Source organism: Microcoleus sp. B13-B6 (genome assembly GCF_036705405.1).
Lineage (GTDB): Bacteria > Cyanobacteriota > Cyanobacteriia > Cyanobacteriales > Microcoleaceae > Microcoleus.
In genome coordinates, this window is sequence record NZ_JAUBUJ010000033.1 from 58,710 (window position 1) to 74,739 (window position 16,030).

Here is a 16,030-nt window from a genome sequence, read left to right on the forward strand (position 1 = left end):
CAACCGTCAACAGTCAACATCATTCCGGTGTTACCGGAAATGATATAAGTCCTATTTTAATTTTATACGAGAGATATGGTGCGACCAAGAGAGAGAATAGAGCAAGATTTGGCAGGACTCGAAGAGGCTTTAGCAGCCTTGAATTTGGAGTTTCGCAGTACCTACGAAGGTTATTTAACTGCGTTGGGACAAGCGGTGCGGCAGCAGTTAATTTTGGCTTGCTATCACCTTTGCACTCAAGCCGTACCGGAGTCGTTTCTCAAGTTGTCCTTCGATGGGCGGCAAAAAATGCAGCAGTCTGTAAGGGCTTTGGCTGTGGCGTCGGAGGAAAAATTGCGATCGCTGGTGACTGAATCACAAGCAGAGGAAGAAATAGAGAAAGAAGAAGACGAAGAGGAAGACGAAGAGGAAGACGAAGACGACTTCGACAAAGACGAAGAGGAAGACGAAGAAGACGAAGAAGACGAAAAGGAAAAAAACCCAGTTTCCGCCATTAACTATCTATTTTCATTGGCAAATTATCAATTGCCAAGTGCCAATTCCCCAGAAAGTTTGGCACGCTGGCAAAATAGTATTGAAAAGTCGATCGTCCATATACTCAAGCTGCTTTCTCGCGACACCAACCGCTTGCTGCAACAGTCGGGAATCTTGCCGAGTCAATTGCCAGAACCGATTCTAGAAGCTGCTTCTCAAGCTGAATCCTCCGGCGATAGTGTGGCCGGACCGCCTAACTTATTAAACTTAATCATTGAAACCGATGCCTCATCAGCATCGCGCAAATTGGCGGCAGCAACCTTTGGTAGTAGGGCGCTGCACATTACAGCGATTAAACTGCGGCTGTCGGAAATAGAGTTTGCCGATGCGGCAACCTCGGCTTGGCGCCAGCAAATTCGTAACCTGTCAGTAAAGTTGAACTCGCTAGGTCGCGATTATCAGAAAAAGCAGCGGGAACTCGCTGTGGTGGAGGCTGAGTCGGCTTGGCGATCGAGTTGGTTTGAAGATTAGTCAGTTGACAGTTGTCAGTTGTCAGTTGACAGTTGTCAGTTGACAGTTGTCAGTTGTCAGTTGTCAGTTGGCAGTTGTCAGTTGTCAGTTGTCAGTTGTCAGTTGACAGTTGTCAGTTGTCGGGAATTCTTGAGCTATGATTAATAACTAATGACTAACGACTAATGACTAATGACCAATGACCAATGACTAATGACTAATGACTAATAACTAATGACTAATAACTAATGACTGATGACTAATAATCAACCAGAATGGCAGCGATTGCAAAAAGCTCTTTCAGTAGAAGCCGATCGCGGATTTAACGACATCCAAGGCAGTCAATACCGCTTCAGCGAGTTTCTGGGCCTGAGTTTGAGACAGTTGGCAGGTTCTGTGGCGGCTTCTTCGCGCGATCGAGCCAGACAACTCGCTGCTGAATTTGACATCTACCCTCAGAAAGATCTCGAACAGCGCCAGCATTCGATCGCCATGACGGTCAGTTTTTTGAGGCAAATGGAGCAAGTTTGGGAACAAGAAACTCGCCACCAGCAAGAACAAGTAGCACAAGTCAGACCCGCAAACGCTTCTGAACCAACCGCCCCAGCAGTTTCCGTTCCCCGAACAGCACCCCTGAGTACAGCCGCCGCACCACCAAGCCTGACTCTCGACCAACAGTTAACCCGCGTCACCGGCATCGGCCCCGCCAACGGCAACCGCTTGGTCAAACTTGGTTTATATACTGTATACGACTTGCTTTACTACTATCCCCGCAACCACATCGACTATGCAAAGCAAGTACAAATTCGCGAACTCGTAGCTGGGGAAACTGTCACTTTAATCGCTGAAGTAAAGCGCTGCAATTGCTTTTCTAGTCCCAAGAATAAGAAGTTAACCATATTAGAAGTAATTTTAAAAGACCGCACCGGAGAGATAAAAATTAGTCGTTTTTTTGCAGGCCCTCGCTACAGCAATCGCGGTTGGCAAGAATTCAAAAAGCGCGAGTATTGTACTGGTGCGGTGCTGGCAGCTTCCGGGTTAGTGAAGCAGGGCAAATATGGAATTACTTTAGAAAATCCTGAGTTAGAAGTATTAGACGACTCCGGCGGTGCGATCGAATCAATGAAAGTCGGCCGCCTGATACCAGTTTATCCGCTGACGGAGGGGGTGGATGCTGGTTCGGTGAGGCGATCGATTTTGGCGGCAATGCCGGCGGCGAAAATGTTGCCAGAATCGCTACCAGAGGATTTGCGCGAGCGTTACGGTTTAATGGGTTTAGCCGATGCCGTGACTAATATTCACTTTCCGCTCGATCGAGATTGTTTGGCCGCCGCCCGCCGTCGCTTAGTTTTTGACGAATTTTTCTACCTGCAATTAGGACTTTTAAAGCGCCGCCAAACCCAAAGGAAAGCTCAAGCTAGTGCAGTCATCCTTCCTACTGGCAAATTGATCGAACATTTTTATGAAATCTTGCCTTTTGCCTTGACTAATGCTCAGGAAAGAGTAATTAACGACATCCTCAACGATTTAGCTTCGTCGCAACCGATGAACAGATTAGTGCAAGGCGATGTCGGCGCTGGAAAAACAGTAGTCGCCGTCGTGGCAATGCTAGCAGCAATTCAATCCGGCTATCAAGCCGCTTTAATGGCGCCGACAGAAGTTTTAGCAGAACAGCACTACCGCAAATTGGTAGGTTGGTTTAACTTGATGCACTTGTCTGTTGAACTGTTAACTGGTTCGACAAAAGTAGCCAAGCGCCGCGAAATTCACAACCAATTAGAAACCGGAGAATTACCAGTTTTAGTGGGAACTCACGCGCTGATTCAAGATACGGTGAATTTTCATAAATTGGGTTTGGCGGTAATTGACGAACAGCACAGATTCGGTGTGCAGCAGCGCGCTAAATTGCAGCAAAAAGGCGAAGCTCCTCACGTTTTGACGATGACGGCAACTCCCATTCCCCGGACGCTGGCGCTGACGCTGCATGGGGATTTAGATGTGAGTCAAATTGATGAACTCCCCCCCGGTAGGCAGGCGATTCAAACCACTGTACTGTCTGCCAAAGAACGCATTCAAGCTTACGATTTAATTCGGCGGGAAGTGGCGAGCGGGCGTCAAGTTTATGTGGTGCTGCCGCTGGTGGAGGAGTCGGAAAAGTTGGATGTGCGATCGGCAATTGAGGAAAAAGAGAAACTTGAAAAAAGTGTCTTTCCTGAGTTTAAGGTGGGTTTGCTCCACGGTAGGATGAGCAGTGCTGACAAAGATGAGGCAATTAGTAAGTTTCGAGACAAAGAAACTGATATTTTAGTATCTACTACTGTCGTAGAAGTGGGAGTAGACGTGCCGAATGCAACGGTAATGCTGATTGAAAATTCTGAGCGCTTTGGACTGTCGCAACTGCACCAGTTGCGTGGTAGAGTTGGTCGGGGCAGCAACCGTTCTTATTGTTTGTTAATGCCCGGTTCCAAAACGGCGGAAGCTATGCAGAGAATGAAGGTTTTAGAACAATCTCAAGATGGTTTTTTTATTGCGGAAATGGACATGAGATTGCGCGGGCCTGGTCAGGTTTTGGGAACTCGGCAGTCGGGTTTGCCGGATTTTGCGTTGGCGAGTTTGGTGGAGGATCAGGAGGTTTTGGAGTTGGCGAGGGCGGCGGCTCAAATGGTAATTGAGAATGATGAAAGTTTGAATCAGTGGCCGGTGGTGCGGGATGAATTGGAGCGGAGATATCAGCGGATGATGAGTGGGTCGATTTTGACTTAGATAGTTTTGAACGCAGCAACGGGGTTTTTATGGGAAAGATTATTGTGAAGGGCGATCGACAAAAGTATAAAAAACCAGTTTATGATGACAGAACCTCCGCCCTTTTATTGTAGGTTCGATTGACTCACATCAGGCAGTAATTTCAGAAACCGGGTTTCTTGCCAGAAACTAATACCATTTTAGATGCTAGATTGTAGATTAAAGAATTGAGAATGACGGATTTTGTAGGGATTTGGAGCTTGTCTAAAGTTGCATTATTTTTTTTAAGTGGTATTAAAAAGATGAATTGGTCAGGAATTACGCACTCCGACTCTCAGAAACCGGGTTTTTTACCGAGTGTGCGGGGCCCAACTCGTCTTCTTGTTGTCAAAAAACCTGGTTTCTGGGCCCCATGCGTAAGTCCTATTTGTTCAATGAGTGCCTCAACCCAACATATTTTCGGAGAAGATTTTTCCCTTCGTCAGGGGTATTTTTATCAGTTGTCAGGCTTGGGGCACTTATTAAACGAACAATCCTTCGCAGGAATGACGAGGAAGTGTCAAAATTAAGGTAGTGCTGCCAGAAACAGGGAAAAGAAAATCTAGCCTGTACTGGCGGCACGCTGGCAACATGGATTCCTCGCTTGTCGTGCTTGCAGGTGGTGGCGGACGGTTCGTCGCATTTTATCTCAACAGTAATTGTCAGTAACTCACGGCTAAAGCCGTTGAGCTTGTAAGAGATTTCTCTTACAAGCTGTACTGACCAGACCGCTCGAAAGAGCAGCCGTTATTTGGGTCACGACACCGGAGAATGCGAAGCTAGTTTTCCGCTCTGTCGCTTTCAATTAAACAGTTCTAAAGTCACTGGAACAGTGTTGTAAGCCTAACAAGCCCAGATAACCAGGTCGAAGCTAACATTACCCCGCAAGGGAGGCTCATAAAAGAGCAAACATTATGCGTGAGCGGGTTGCTTTATTCGAGATGGTAATTGTCCCATCGAACGTACATCACAGAAGTACACAGAATTTAGCAATCCCCGTGTAATGGAAAGATTCACGGCGGTTGAAACCGCCGAGCCGTTTTCCACGAGCGGGCTAAAGCCACGCTCGTTTCCCACTTCCCGAATTTTTTTATGAAAGATCTCACTCGTTATCGAAATATCGGCATCTTCGCCCACGTAGATGCTGGCAAGACCACCACAACTGAAAGAATCCTGAAACTGACGGGTAAAATCCACAAAATCGGTGAAGTACACGAAGGCGCGGCGACGACTGACTTCATGGAACAGGAGCAAGAGCGCGGTATTACGATTCAATCCGCTGCTACCACCTGCTTCTGGAACGAGCATCAGCTCAACATCATTGATACTCCGGGACACGTCGATTTTACGATCGAGGTTTACCGTTCTTTGAAGGTTCTCGATGGTGGCATTGGTGTGTTCTGCGGTTCGGGTGGAGTTGAACCGCAATCGGAAACCAACTGGCGCTACGCTAACGATTCCAAAGTCGCTCGCGTCATCTACATCAACAAGCTCGATCGCACCGGTGCAGATTTTTACCGCGTTGTCAAGCAAGTTGATAAAATCCTTGGTGCTAAACCGATGGTAATGGTATTGCCGATCGGCATAGAAGAAAAGTTTTGCGGCGTAGTCGATTTGCTGACCCGCAAAGCCTGGATCTGGGATGACTCCGGCGATCCCATGAACTATACAATTAAAGATGTCCCCGCCGATATGGTCGAGGATGTCGAAACTTGGCGCGAAAAGTTGATCGAACTGGCCGTCGAGCAAGACGACACTGTGATGGAACAGTATCTCGAAGGCAACGAGCCGAGCCTCGACGACCTCAAGCGCTGCATTCGCAAAGGTACTCGCGATCGGGCATTTTTCCCCACCTACTGCGGCTCATCGTTTAAAAACAAAGGCGTGCAGTTGGTTCTCGATGCCGTAGTTGACTACCTGCCAAACCCGATGGAAGTCACACCGCAGCCAGAAGTCGATCTTGATGGCGAGGAAACCGGCGAGTTTGCGATCGTCGATCCCAACAAGCCATTGCGGGCACTGGCGTTTAAGATCATGGACGATCGCTACGGTGCTTTAACCTTCACGCGCCTGTACTCCGGTAAGTTGTCCAAGGGCGACACCGTACTCAACACCGCCACAGGCAAAACCGAGCGGATCAGCCGTTTGGTGGAGATGCACGCCAACTCTCGCGAAGAAATTGAATCCGCGCAAGCAGGAGACATTGTGGCGATCGTGGGTATGAAAAACGTCCGCACCGGACACACCATCTGCGACCCCAAAAATCCCGCCACCCTAGAGCCGATGGTATTCCCCGATCCCGTTATTTCGATTTCGGTCAAACCGAAACAAAAAGGCGGCGAAGAAAAAATGGGAGCAGCCCTCACCAAAATGGTGCAAGAAGACCCATCCTTCCACATGGTGACGGATCTAGAAAGCGGCGAAATGATTCTCAAGGGGATGGGCGAGTTACACCTCGACATCAAAGTAGACATTCTCAAGCGCACCCACGGTATCGAAGTAGAAGTCGGCGAACCACAGGTAGCCTACCGCGAGTCGATTACCAAGCGCCTCGAAGACGAATACACCCACAAAAAGCAATCAGGTGGTTCCGGTCAATTTGCCAAAATCGGCTATGTGATCGAGCCTGGTGAGGTGGGAAGTGGCTTCCAGTTTGAGTCAAAAGTGACCGGTGGTAGTGTGCCGAGAGAATATTGGCCAGCGGTTGAAAAAGGCTTTGAAAGCTGCATCGACAAAGGCGTCTTGGCTGGATTCCCCTGCTTGGACTTGAAATTCACGCTTCTAGAAGGCGGTTTCCACCCCGTTGACTCGTCAGCAATGGCCTTTGAAATTGCTGCCAAAGCGGCCTATCGGCAGTCTCTGCCGAAAGCAGGGCCTCAGTTGCTCGAACCGATTATGAATGTCGATGTATTCACTCCAGATGATTACATGGGCGACGTGATCGGCGACCTCAACCGCCGCCGGGGGATGATGAAATCTCAGGAAACAAGCCAGACAGGAGCGCGGATCAAGGCAGATGTGCCGTTGAGCGAAATGTTTGGTTACATTAGCGACTTGCGTACTATGACCTCTGGGCGCGGACAGTTCTCAATGTCCTTCTCGCACTATGCTCCTTGTCCGAATAACATCGCTGAAGAAGTGATCAAGGCGGCAAAAGAGCGTCAAGCTGCGAAGTAGTAGTGCTTTTGACTCCCGGTAGGTGCTATCTGGAGTCAAACAGAACAATTCAATCCCCGACAACTTCTACGAAGTCGGGGATTTAATCTAGATAATAAGTACAGTGAGGTTCGACAAAAAAATATGATTGAGTCGATCGCAACACTTTCACTAACAGACTTCCTCGCTCAACCGGATATTGAATCCTCGCCTGCATGGGAATTTATTCTGGGACGAGCGGTTCAAAAAACTATGCCAACCCTTTTTCATTCGCGACTGCAACACAACTTGGTTAACTATATCAACGATCGGACTGATCGATTTGAAGCGATACCAGAGTTGCGTTGCTTGGTACTTCCCTACTCGCCAGTACCAGATATAGCGATTGTAGCAGGCGATCGGCTTACCGATGAAGACGGACCACTTAACGGCGCACCGGATTGGTTAATTGAAATTCTATCGCCGGATCAAAGCACTTTAAAATTGCAGAATAAGATCCTCCACTGCCTCATTAACGGCACGCAATTAGCATGGCTAATCGATATCTCTCACCAACAAGTTTGGGTATGGCAGGGTGAGGAGCTACCTATAATCTGTTCGGGTGCAGATATTTTACCAGTTTTAGGTATTCTCCCGGAACTTACGGTTGATGCTGTGATGGCTATGATTCGCCGACAGTAGGCATTTTATTAGAAAACTGGGTTTAAAACCCCGTTGATAGTAATTAGGGTTTGCTGAATATACCGCATATTGCGTGGTCTGGGTTTGCGATCGGCTTATTCAGGAAGCCCCACATATTAGATAGTAGAACCACGAGCAGACTTCAACAACATCTTGATTTCTTCAAGACTAAATGGTGGTGAACGACGATGAATCATAGCGTGACAATTTGGACAAACAGGACGCAAATCTTTTATAGGGTCAATTTCATACTCTTCTGCAATTTCTGAAAGGGGTTTTAGATGATGAACATGAATGAAACCTTTTCCTGGTTGTCCAAAAGTTTTGCCAAAATCGAAATCACAAATATAGCAACTAGAACCGTAATAATCAATACATTTTTGTCGAGCTTTAGGCTCTCGTTCATAGGCATTGACTGAAACTTGCCGTACAGCCCCTTCACGAAATGTTTCTACTGCATCTACTTCATCAGGAAATAATCTAGTAGTAGTTACAGATTCCTGAACCTGAAGCGGATTTTGCCAATCCCTCAAACATTTTAGGTAGTCCTCAAAACGGTCTTCCTCACCAAGAAACACATTTGCTGCAGCACGAAAGATAGCAAAGATTTCGACAAAGTTATTAATCACTGGCTGAGCTGCATCTAGGTCTTTAATAGGAATAACTAGGGATGGACTCTGAATATAAGTACCATTCCTACCTCCTTCATGAATTAATTGCAGTTTGTTAATGAACTCATCATACTTTAACTTACCATATTTTTCCGGTGCAATGTTATCAGAGGAAATATTATATCTACCATGCTTCAAAATCCTAGTAACATCTTCTAAATGGTTTTTCAGAACGTGAACAATCGGATTGCTTTCTAGCCCTCTTAATCCAAAAAAATTCACAAATAAACTATAAGAAGTACACTCGAATCTCTGTTGGAAATACCAACCTTTTCCTTTTATAGCCAAGCCAGCGGTTGCTATTTTGAAGGACCGGGTTTTCTTGGCTACAAGGCTGTGCCATGGTGTAGTCAATATCTGACAATCTGAGAGTACATCTGTGCCATAAACTTGGTGAATTTGGTCACAAGCTTGTTTAATGATTATTTTAAGCTTAGGGGCAAGTAATTCTTTTAGCTTATCAGCACGCTCTCGATTGTCTTCGACTGAGAAGAGATCTTGTTCAGCAGACCCTATCAGTGGCAAGTCAACGATTTGTGACAATTCGGTTTCCTCAACTGAATTCATATTTGTTCTCCGACATGACAAGTGCAACGAAAACTAATTGATATTTTAGCTTTTTTTCGACATATCCTGAAATAGGTCATGCTTCCCCGGCTCCTAAAACTTGTGCTGTGGTGAGTTTCAGCCTTGTAGGGTGCGTCAGTTAGAATAGTTACAGGACTTGGGAAACGCTTATGGACTGACGCACCCTACTATCGTCTTTTAAATGCCGAACAGCTTATGACTCAAATAAATCCCGATCGCACTGCTGGTACAATTTCGATCGACGTTTGCGCTCAATCAAACGGGCAGTATCTTTGTCAGATTTCGTCATCTCTGAGCGATCGCCCCAATGATACCATGAATTTTTACGGACAAACGAAAGAACACGCGATCGCGATCGCCCTGGAAAATTTAGCATCTCGCTACCGCCAGCAAGCCGAAGACTCTCAAAATATAGATTGGGATGCGGTGGAAATTTCGGATTCGGGAGAGCCGATTGAAAAGCGTTATCACGTAATTTTGCACTACGAACGAATTGCTAAGGATGAATCTAAGTTTGAGGCAATGCACAATACAATGCTCGGAAATACAGTAGTTGAAAATGCCAAAATTTCAATAATTGAGATCGATCCCGATATCGAAATCGAGGCCAGAGGGCTATCAAAATATTGAGGCATCGGGACTTAGGTGCAGATGGGCATCTTACCCTACGCATCAACGATCGAAACGTGAGTTTGAGGCGGCGATCGACTAGAAGCGATCGCATAATTTCAAATCCCCAAAATTTCTTTTCTATTACTCCCCCGCAAAATCTGCCCTAAACTTCTCCACAACTCGATTTAACTCAACCGAATGAGAAGCCTTAAATAAAATACGATCGCCCTTTTCGACAAATCCCAACAACCGCTTTGCTAAATCTTCCCGCCCATCCTGGGCTGTAATATCTCCTATCTCCACAAAAGGCAAACCCGCCGCACCTGCAGCCATCGCCGTCGCTTCCTCAAAATCAGCAAAAACAAACAAAGCATCAAGCTGCAAATCTCGCGCCGCCATTCCCACTTGTCGGTGAAATTCGATCGCCCTTTCGCCCAATTCCTTCATCGTTCCCAACACCGCAATCCGGCGCTTTCCAGGAGTATCTGCTAACAGTCTCAGGGCCGCCAACATCGACTCCAAACCCGCATTGTAAGTCTCATCCAGAATCATAATATCATCGGGCAAATCGTAGCGGCGCGCCCGTCCATCCGGTAACTGCACAGACAAACCTTGCTTTAAAACTTCCCCATCAATACCTAAAACTTTTCCTACCGCCAAAGCCGCCAAATAATTTACAGCATTGTGTCGTCCCGGCAGCGGCAGCGGCAATTCTATACCATCTATAAGTATTGTATCATTAGTGAGCAATTCTCCGCACAAATCCCCGCCTTCTAAACCGTAACTTAAAGTTTTTCCCTGCCAAACTTCGGTCGCAGTTGCCATTAATCTATGATTATCGTGATTTAGAATAGCAAGGCTATCAGCAGGCATTTCGGCTAAAAGTTCGCACTTAGCTTGGGCGATCGCATCTTCCGAACCCAATCGCCCGATATGTGCCGTTCCTACATTAGTAATTACCGCAACAGTAGGTCGCGCAATTTGCGACAGCAGCGCAATTTCACCACGGCCGCGCATACCCATTTCAATCACAGCATAATTGTGTGCGGGTGAAAGCTCCAACAGAGTTTTTGGTACTCCAATTTCATTGTTGTAGTTATATTGAGTTTTAAGAACATTTCCCTTCGTTGACAAAACCGCTGCAATTAACTCTTTAGCAGTAGTTTTACCGACAGAACCAGTAACAGCAACTATAGGTATACTGAATTGGTCACGCCACCAGCGAGCGATCGACTGGTAAGCTTTTAAAGTATCGTCAACGCGCAACAGCGGAAAATTCGGCAATTCTTCTTGCCAATGTCGATCGACAATCGCCGCAATCGCCCCCAAATCCCTGGCTTTTGCTACAAATTGATGGCCGTCAAAATTGTCTCCCCGCAGCGCCAAAAATACCTCGCCCCCTTCAAGAGTGCGCGTATCTGTGGCAATACCTGTCCCTAAAGCTGTCAAAACGTCGTCAGGCACAGCAGGCAAAGGTACAGTTAAAATTTCAGCAAGTCGGGCGATACTTACGCGACAAACCATAACCAGCACTCACATTTCAAATAATTATTTTCACAGCTAATCCTACCTCGCGCGACCTCCAATTTAACTGATTGGGGGCTGCCGACCCGGATTGACCTTGACAATCCTAATACTAAATCGTCAGCCAACCAAGAAATCCTCCCGTACCACTCGACAATCTTTACCAATACTTTACAAAGTCTCTGGTGATTTTAGGCCTTGCTAATTAGCAACAATTCATGCCATGCTGTTGTTGGGAAATAGTTTAACTAAGCAAACAATATCGATCGGCTTAAGCTGCTGAAAGCTTCTACCCATAAGCCTCATCCGGCGAGAAGCTCGGTTGACTCAATTATTGCGATTCATTTGCCAATTTATCAAGCTAATAGGGCTGAAAGCTACTGCCCCAGCCTCGGAGGGTTAATCCACAGTGAACAACTACAACAGACAAAGCCACGAAGAAGAACAACTACTTTACAAGCACTGGCTGGAGTTGGTACAACGAGAGCAGCCGGCCGAACTCATCAGCCGCTTTCGCACTTTGTTTATCCAGGGTAGCGGATATCCCGATCGCTCGATCGCCGAAGCACTCGAAAAAATAGCAGCCTCAGAACACGCCCAACAAGAATTCAAGTACATCCTCAACCGCTGCTGCCACATCCTGATCAACCGCTGGCAAACCTACCCCAGCAAGCAAGCAGCCATCCCTGAATTGATCGCTCTGTTTGAAGAAGCGCCCAAAATATTATTGGGATACAATCGATCGCGGGGGCGAGGCTCCATCCCCCAATTAGTAAACCAATTTACCGAAAGCGAACAGTACCTCACCCTCCAGCGTTTAGCCAAAGTCATAACTCACAACAATGAAGATAGCAGCAACAGCAAAACCCCAGCTACCCTTCCCCTCGGAACCTTAATTCCCCGTTACCCTTACCTCTACAAACACTGCCTCCTCAGCGACGACAGCACCTACGAACAGCAGAAAATCATTAAAAAAATCCAAGCTCAAAAGCAGCAGCAATTTGAGGTCAACCTCTCGCAATACGTGGCTCACCAAGTGAGAAAAGCCCAAACAGCGCGCCGGGAAACCTCAATTGTCTTTCAAAGAAGTATACAACCTATAAAAAACCCGACCCTGTTGACCGACCCGGAACTATTCTTTGCCCTCAAGCACTTTGTCGGAAAAGTAGAGGGAGCCGATACCTACAGACAGCTAGCGGGCCGTTTCACGGCGAACGCCAGCACAAATCAGTCCTACCACTCCTTTAAAGACGACTTGTACGAATACCTGATTTCTTCTGTCACCGACGATCGCTACGGCAAACGTCTCTTTAACGAAAAATTGTATAAGCAACTACAAAATACCCTGCCCCACAGCGACGATCAGAAGTTTAATGAATTTTTAATGATCAGAACTTGCAGCCAGTTATTGAACTTTTTAGTAGTAGAGAGTCCTGTGCGGCCCAACCACTTTGTCTTCATCGACCTGATCTCAAACCTCGGTCCCACCCAAACCACAGGTTTGCTGCTGAAAATCGTACTAATTTGCGGCAAAGTCAAGCCCTACCTAGAAAAGCGACTGGCAATTTTGTTCGGTCACTACGAATGCAGTACCCGAGAAGGCGTGGTGTGGTTAGTTAAAGCCCTGGAAAACGTGAACCTAGCTTTGAGTACCAACTTTGGCAAGGTGGATGTATCTTTCCTGCGGTGAGAGCGGGGGGCATAACTTTCTTTGCTTCCACTGCAGGCAAAACATCACACCCATCAACCAGGTTTCTGAATACCCTAAAAGTTTTACCTTTAATTTGAACGACTTAATTAACTCCTGAAACCTATTCAAAAGACTCTATTCTATGTTAAAGTACCAAGTGTGAATCAGATTCAGTTGCAGGCTTTGTTCATTGCTACAGAATTGTCTAAAAACTTGCCCTTCTGTATCGGCAGGGGACTCTCCGAAACTGAAATCTTCGCACTGTCTAAATTTTGGAGTTATTCCTCATGTCGATATACGTCGGTAACTTATCCTACCAAGTTACCCAAGAAGACATCACCACCGTCTTCGCCGAATACGGAACTGTTAAGCGGGTACATCTACCTACCGACAGAGAAACCAGTCGCCCCCGCGGCTTCGGTTTTGTAGAAATGTCCACAGATGCAGAAGAAGATGCAGCGATTGCTGCTCTCGACGGAGCAGAGTGGATGGGTCGCGACCTCAAAGTTAACAAAGCTAAGCCCCGCGAAGATGAAGGCCGGGGCGGTGGCAACCGGGGCGGCGGTGGCCCTGGAAAATTTGCTCGCGGAGGGGGCGGCGGCGGAGGACGTTATTAATTTCCTCTGATAAAGATTTGAGATTGAAGAGTTGAAATTGGCGCGAGAGCTCACCTAGCTCCGAACCACTTCCGGCCTTTCCGAAAAACCTATGCTCTTCAAGTTTCCATATCTACCGCATTAAATATACCAAAAAGCCAAGGGCCGAACCCTTGGCTTTTTGGTATGTATGAGGGTTGACGGTATAAATCTGAAACCGGCTGGGCGAACCCGTTGCAGTACCGTCAGGTTCTAATCGTCAGGTTCGATGCTGCTGCTCAATCCGTGATTATTGAGCGTTTCAGCGTAAAACTCAGCGTGTTCCAGAGCGCAAACAATCACCAATCCCATCCCGTTAGTATGGGCTTCCATCATCACATTTACCGCCTGTGGCTGAGTCAGACTCGGTACCGTCGCCATCAAAGTCTGCACCACGTACTCCATAGGATTGAAATCATCATTGTGCAGCAGAACGCGGTAGCGTGGTGCAAGCTTGCGGACTGTGGAAGGCTTTTGAATAATTTCGACAGACACTAATCTATACCTCCTGACTTGTAAAATGTTAAAATTTGTCAACAATCTTGAGCCGGATTCCTCCGCTGTGCAAGACTATCTCACTTTCAGCTATTTTATTGAAATCTGAAAATTCAGACAAGGCAGCCCCTTGGTCGATCGCGAGCTGTGAACCCAACACCAAACCCACAGGGGGTGTCCTGGACCCTGGGCAACCACCTTCCTAGCGCCATAATATTAGAAAGGCGCGATCGGTTAAAAATAACAAACTACTACCTGTTGAGTCTCCAGAACTGACGGAACCTTATATGAAACGCAAACCTAAATCCTACAACGACAGATTCAGCGGCGACCCATCCCGAGGAGATGAAGACTCCGACTACCCCGGCTCCTTTGGCGGACAGTCGCGGCGTCAACCTCAGTCCGGTAAACCCTCTTTCCTCAATTCGGCCACCCTAGGAATTTTAACAGCCGTCTTTATTCTGGGAATTGGCATTGGCATTGCCTTTAGCTCCACAGCTACAATTAGCCCAGAGAACGTAGCATCCCGCGAATTTATCGATCGCAGCGCCCCGAACCCAGAACTTTGCGTGCAGTTTGGAGCAAGCGCGATGGTGACAGATATGCGCCTCTACGTCACCCTCAATCCCTTCAACGTCTACATCTCGCAGCCTAGTATGCGCCCCGGATGCGTTTTGCGAACCAATAACTGGGCAATTCTCGAACAAAGAAAACTCATCAGCCAAGACCAAGTGCGCGATTGCAAAAATCGCATGAACACCTTTGGCTTCACCGGCCCCCTGGAAGCTCAACCCGAAATTAACTGTATCTACCAAAACGACGGCGCTAAAAACCTGTTCCTCAACCAACCGGGTTCGATAGCTCCAACCACTGAAGGTCAAAATTTCTAAATCGCCGATATAGCGGTTTTCAGTTGATTGACACTCCTCGGCCTAAAGGCGCGAGGATTCTTCGTTCATAGACCCAACTTGCCCTAGCAGGATTACTCCAACCAAGGTAGAGGTCGAATCTCCCGAAGCGTTCGGATCTATGACCCAAGTTCCGGTATGCCCTACCGTACTCAAGGCTAATTTCAGGATATTAATAGCAGCATTCCAATCCCGGTCTAAGACGAAGCCGCATTCGCAAGTGTGGGTTCTCATAGAGAGGGATTTTTTGATTAACGTGCCGCAATTAGAGCATTCCTCAGAGGTGTAGGCAGGATTGACCGCTACGGTTATCTTGCCAAACTTAACCCCGAAATACTCTAACCATTTCCTGAACTGATACCAACCCGCATCATTAATAGACTTGGCAAGACAATGGTTCTTGACTAAGTTCTTAATCCTCAAGTCGACCTAGGCGACCAAATCGCTAGATTGGATTACACAACGTGCCAGTCTCTTGGCATATTCTTCACGTTGCCTACTTATTTTGAGGTGTACTCGTCCTAGTCTATTAATGGCTCGTTTACGATTGGCAGAGCCTTTTCTTTTACGAGAAACACGTCTTTGTCGAAACTTTAGACGCTTCTCGCCTGCTCGATAAAATTTAGGGTTAGGCTCAGTATGACCATTGCTATCGCTGTAGAACTCCTTGATTCCTACATCTAATCCAACAATTCTACCTGTCGGCTCAATGTCTAGTTTTCCAGTTTCGATTTTCACCAAGAACTGAACGTAGTAGCCATCGGCACGACGCACTAGCCTAACCCGCTTTATTTGGTCTAGTTGGTAGAAGTGTAAGTCCCACGTCCCTTTAAGTTTAAGTTTACCAATGCCCTTCTTATCAATGAAATTGATTGAGCGTCTATCGGGGGAAAGCTTCCAGCCAGAAGTTTTGTACTCTACCGAGCGGCAATTCTTCTTAAATTTTGGATATCCCTTCTTTCCGGGAATAGACTTCCTGCAATTTTCGTAGAATCGAGCAATTGAGGAATATGCCCATTCAATAGCAACTTGGCAAGCGTGAGAGTTCAAAGTATTTACAAAGGGAAACTCAGCTCTCAGCTTGGTGTTGTAGCGATACAGCTCTTTTTGCCCTACGCCGCGATTATCCATCCAAAAACGGATACATTTGTTGCGGACGAATTGAGCAGTTCTAATCGCCTCATCTATTGCTGAGTATTGAGTTGTTTTCCCTTTAGCTTTGAACTCTGGCGTTGCTGAGTTAGAGTATGAATAGGAGGAATAATTTATGCAATGCCCAGAATGTAAATCAACCCATATCCGTAA

The 16,030-nt window shown here is 46.8% G+C and carries 11 protein-coding genes and 1 pseudogene; 8 read left to right on the top strand and 4 right to left on the bottom strand.

Annotated elements, in window-relative coordinates; all coding sequences use genetic code 11:
• Positions 1-75 precede the first annotated feature (75 nt).
• The 4 genes from QUB35_RS16965 (at position 76) to QUB35_RS16980 (ending at position 7,602) form a co-directional block, all read left to right on the top strand.
• A complete protein-coding gene (locus QUB35_RS16965; RefSeq protein WP_333142971.1) occupies positions 76-1,005 on the top strand; it encodes a hypothetical protein in 930 nt (309 codons plus the stop codon).
• Between the two features lie 234 nt (positions 1,006-1,239).
• Positions 1,240-3,747 (top strand): ATP-dependent DNA helicase RecG, encoded by a 2,508-nt coding sequence (recG, locus tag QUB35_RS16970; protein WP_333142972.1) that lies wholly within the window; start codon positions 1,240-1,242, stop codon positions 3,745-3,747.
• Between the two features lie 1,110 nt (positions 3,748-4,857).
• Positions 4,858-6,942 (top strand): elongation factor G, encoded by a 2,085-nt coding sequence (gene fusA / locus QUB35_RS16975; protein WP_333142973.1) that lies wholly within the window; start codon positions 4,858-4,860, stop codon positions 6,940-6,942.
• Between the two features lie 123 nt (positions 6,943-7,065).
• Positions 7,066-7,602, top strand: coding sequence for a Uma2 family endonuclease (locus QUB35_RS16980; RefSeq protein ID WP_333107390.1), 537 nt, complete (start codon positions 7,066-7,068; stop codon positions 7,600-7,602).
• A gap of 116 nt (positions 7,603-7,718) precedes the next feature.
• On the opposite strand, the gene QUB35_RS16985 is transcribed toward QUB35_RS16980, so the two are convergent.
• Complete coding sequence (locus QUB35_RS16985) at positions 7,719-8,840, bottom strand: HNH endonuclease (RefSeq protein WP_333142974.1); 1,122 nt, start codon at positions 8,838-8,840, stop codon at positions 7,719-7,721.
• Between the two features lie 216 nt (positions 8,841-9,056).
• Here QUB35_RS16985 and QUB35_RS16990 point away from each other — a divergent pair, with 216 nt between their 5' ends.
• Positions 9,057-9,491, top strand: a complete 435-nt coding sequence (locus QUB35_RS16990) for a hypothetical protein (protein WP_333142975.1) — start codon at positions 9,057-9,059, stop codon at positions 9,489-9,491.
• A gap of 123 nt (positions 9,492-9,614) precedes the next feature.
• Here QUB35_RS16990 and QUB35_RS16995 read toward each other — a convergent pair whose 3' ends face one another.
• A complete protein-coding gene (locus QUB35_RS16995) occupies positions 9,615-10,997 on the bottom strand; it encodes a UDP-N-acetylmuramoyl-tripeptide--D-alanyl-D-alanine ligase (protein ID WP_333142976.1) in 1,383 nt (460 codons plus the stop codon).
• A 409-nt stretch (positions 10,998-11,406) separates the two neighbouring features.
• On the opposite strand from QUB35_RS16995, the gene QUB35_RS17000 reads away from it, so the two are divergent.
• Positions 11,407-12,687 carry a hypothetical protein gene (locus QUB35_RS17000; RefSeq protein WP_333142977.1) on the top strand — a complete coding sequence of 427 codons (1,281 nt, stop codon included), beginning with the start codon at positions 11,407-11,409 and terminating at the stop codon, positions 12,685-12,687.
• Between the two features lie 287 nt (positions 12,688-12,974).
• Positions 12,975-13,304 carry an RNA-binding protein gene (locus QUB35_RS17005; protein ID WP_333142978.1) on the top strand — a complete coding sequence of 110 codons (330 nt, stop codon included), beginning with the start codon at positions 12,975-12,977 and terminating at the stop codon, positions 13,302-13,304.
• A 231-nt stretch (positions 13,305-13,535) separates the two neighbouring features.
• On the opposite strand, the gene clpS is transcribed toward QUB35_RS17005, so the two are convergent.
• Positions 13,536-13,817, bottom strand: a complete 282-nt coding sequence (gene clpS, locus QUB35_RS17010) for an ATP-dependent Clp protease adapter ClpS (RefSeq protein ID WP_015178019.1) — start codon at positions 13,815-13,817, stop codon at positions 13,536-13,538.
• A gap of 287 nt (positions 13,818-14,104) precedes the next feature.
• Here clpS and QUB35_RS17015 point away from each other — a divergent pair, with 287 nt between their 5' ends.
• Positions 14,105-14,707, top strand: a complete 603-nt coding sequence (locus QUB35_RS17015; RefSeq protein WP_333142979.1) for a DUF3172 domain-containing protein — start codon at positions 14,105-14,107, stop codon at positions 14,705-14,707.
• 42 nt (positions 14,708-14,749) lie between these two features.
• On the opposite strand, the pseudogene QUB35_RS17020 reads toward QUB35_RS17015, so the two are convergent.
• Positions 14,750-15,994, bottom strand: a pseudogene (locus QUB35_RS17020) (RNA-guided endonuclease InsQ/TnpB family protein).
• Between the last annotated feature and the right edge of the window lie 36 nt (positions 15,995-16,030).

Excerpts from the sequence above, each read along its gene's own strand:
- QUB35_RS16965 (WP_333142971.1), top strand. The coding sequence starts at position 76 with ATGGTGCGACCAAGAGAGAGAATAGAGCAAGATTTGGCAGGACTCGAA.
- recG (WP_333142972.1), top strand. The coding sequence starts at position 1,240 with ATGACTAATAATCAACCAGAATGGCAGCGATTGCAAAAAGCTCTTTCA.
- fusA (WP_333142973.1), top strand. The coding sequence starts at position 4,858 with ATGAAAGATCTCACTCGTTATCGAAATATCGGCATCTTCGCCCACGTA.
- QUB35_RS16980 (WP_333107390.1), top strand. The coding sequence starts at position 7,066 with ATGATTGAGTCGATCGCAACACTTTCACTAACAGACTTCCTCGCTCAA.
- QUB35_RS16985 (WP_333142974.1), bottom strand. The coding sequence starts at position 8,840 with ATGAATTCAGTTGAGGAAACCGAATTGTCACAAATCGTTGACTTGCCA.
- QUB35_RS16990 (WP_333142975.1), top strand. The coding sequence starts at position 9,057 with ATGACTCAAATAAATCCCGATCGCACTGCTGGTACAATTTCGATCGAC.
- QUB35_RS16995 (WP_333142976.1), bottom strand. The coding sequence starts at position 10,997 with ATGGTTTGTCGCGTAAGTATCGCCCGACTTGCTGAAATTTTAACTGTA.
- QUB35_RS17005 (WP_333142978.1), top strand. The coding sequence starts at position 12,975 with ATGTCGATATACGTCGGTAACTTATCCTACCAAGTTACCCAAGAAGAC.
- QUB35_RS17015 (WP_333142979.1), top strand. The coding sequence starts at position 14,105 with ATGAAACGCAAACCTAAATCCTACAACGACAGATTCAGCGGCGACCCA.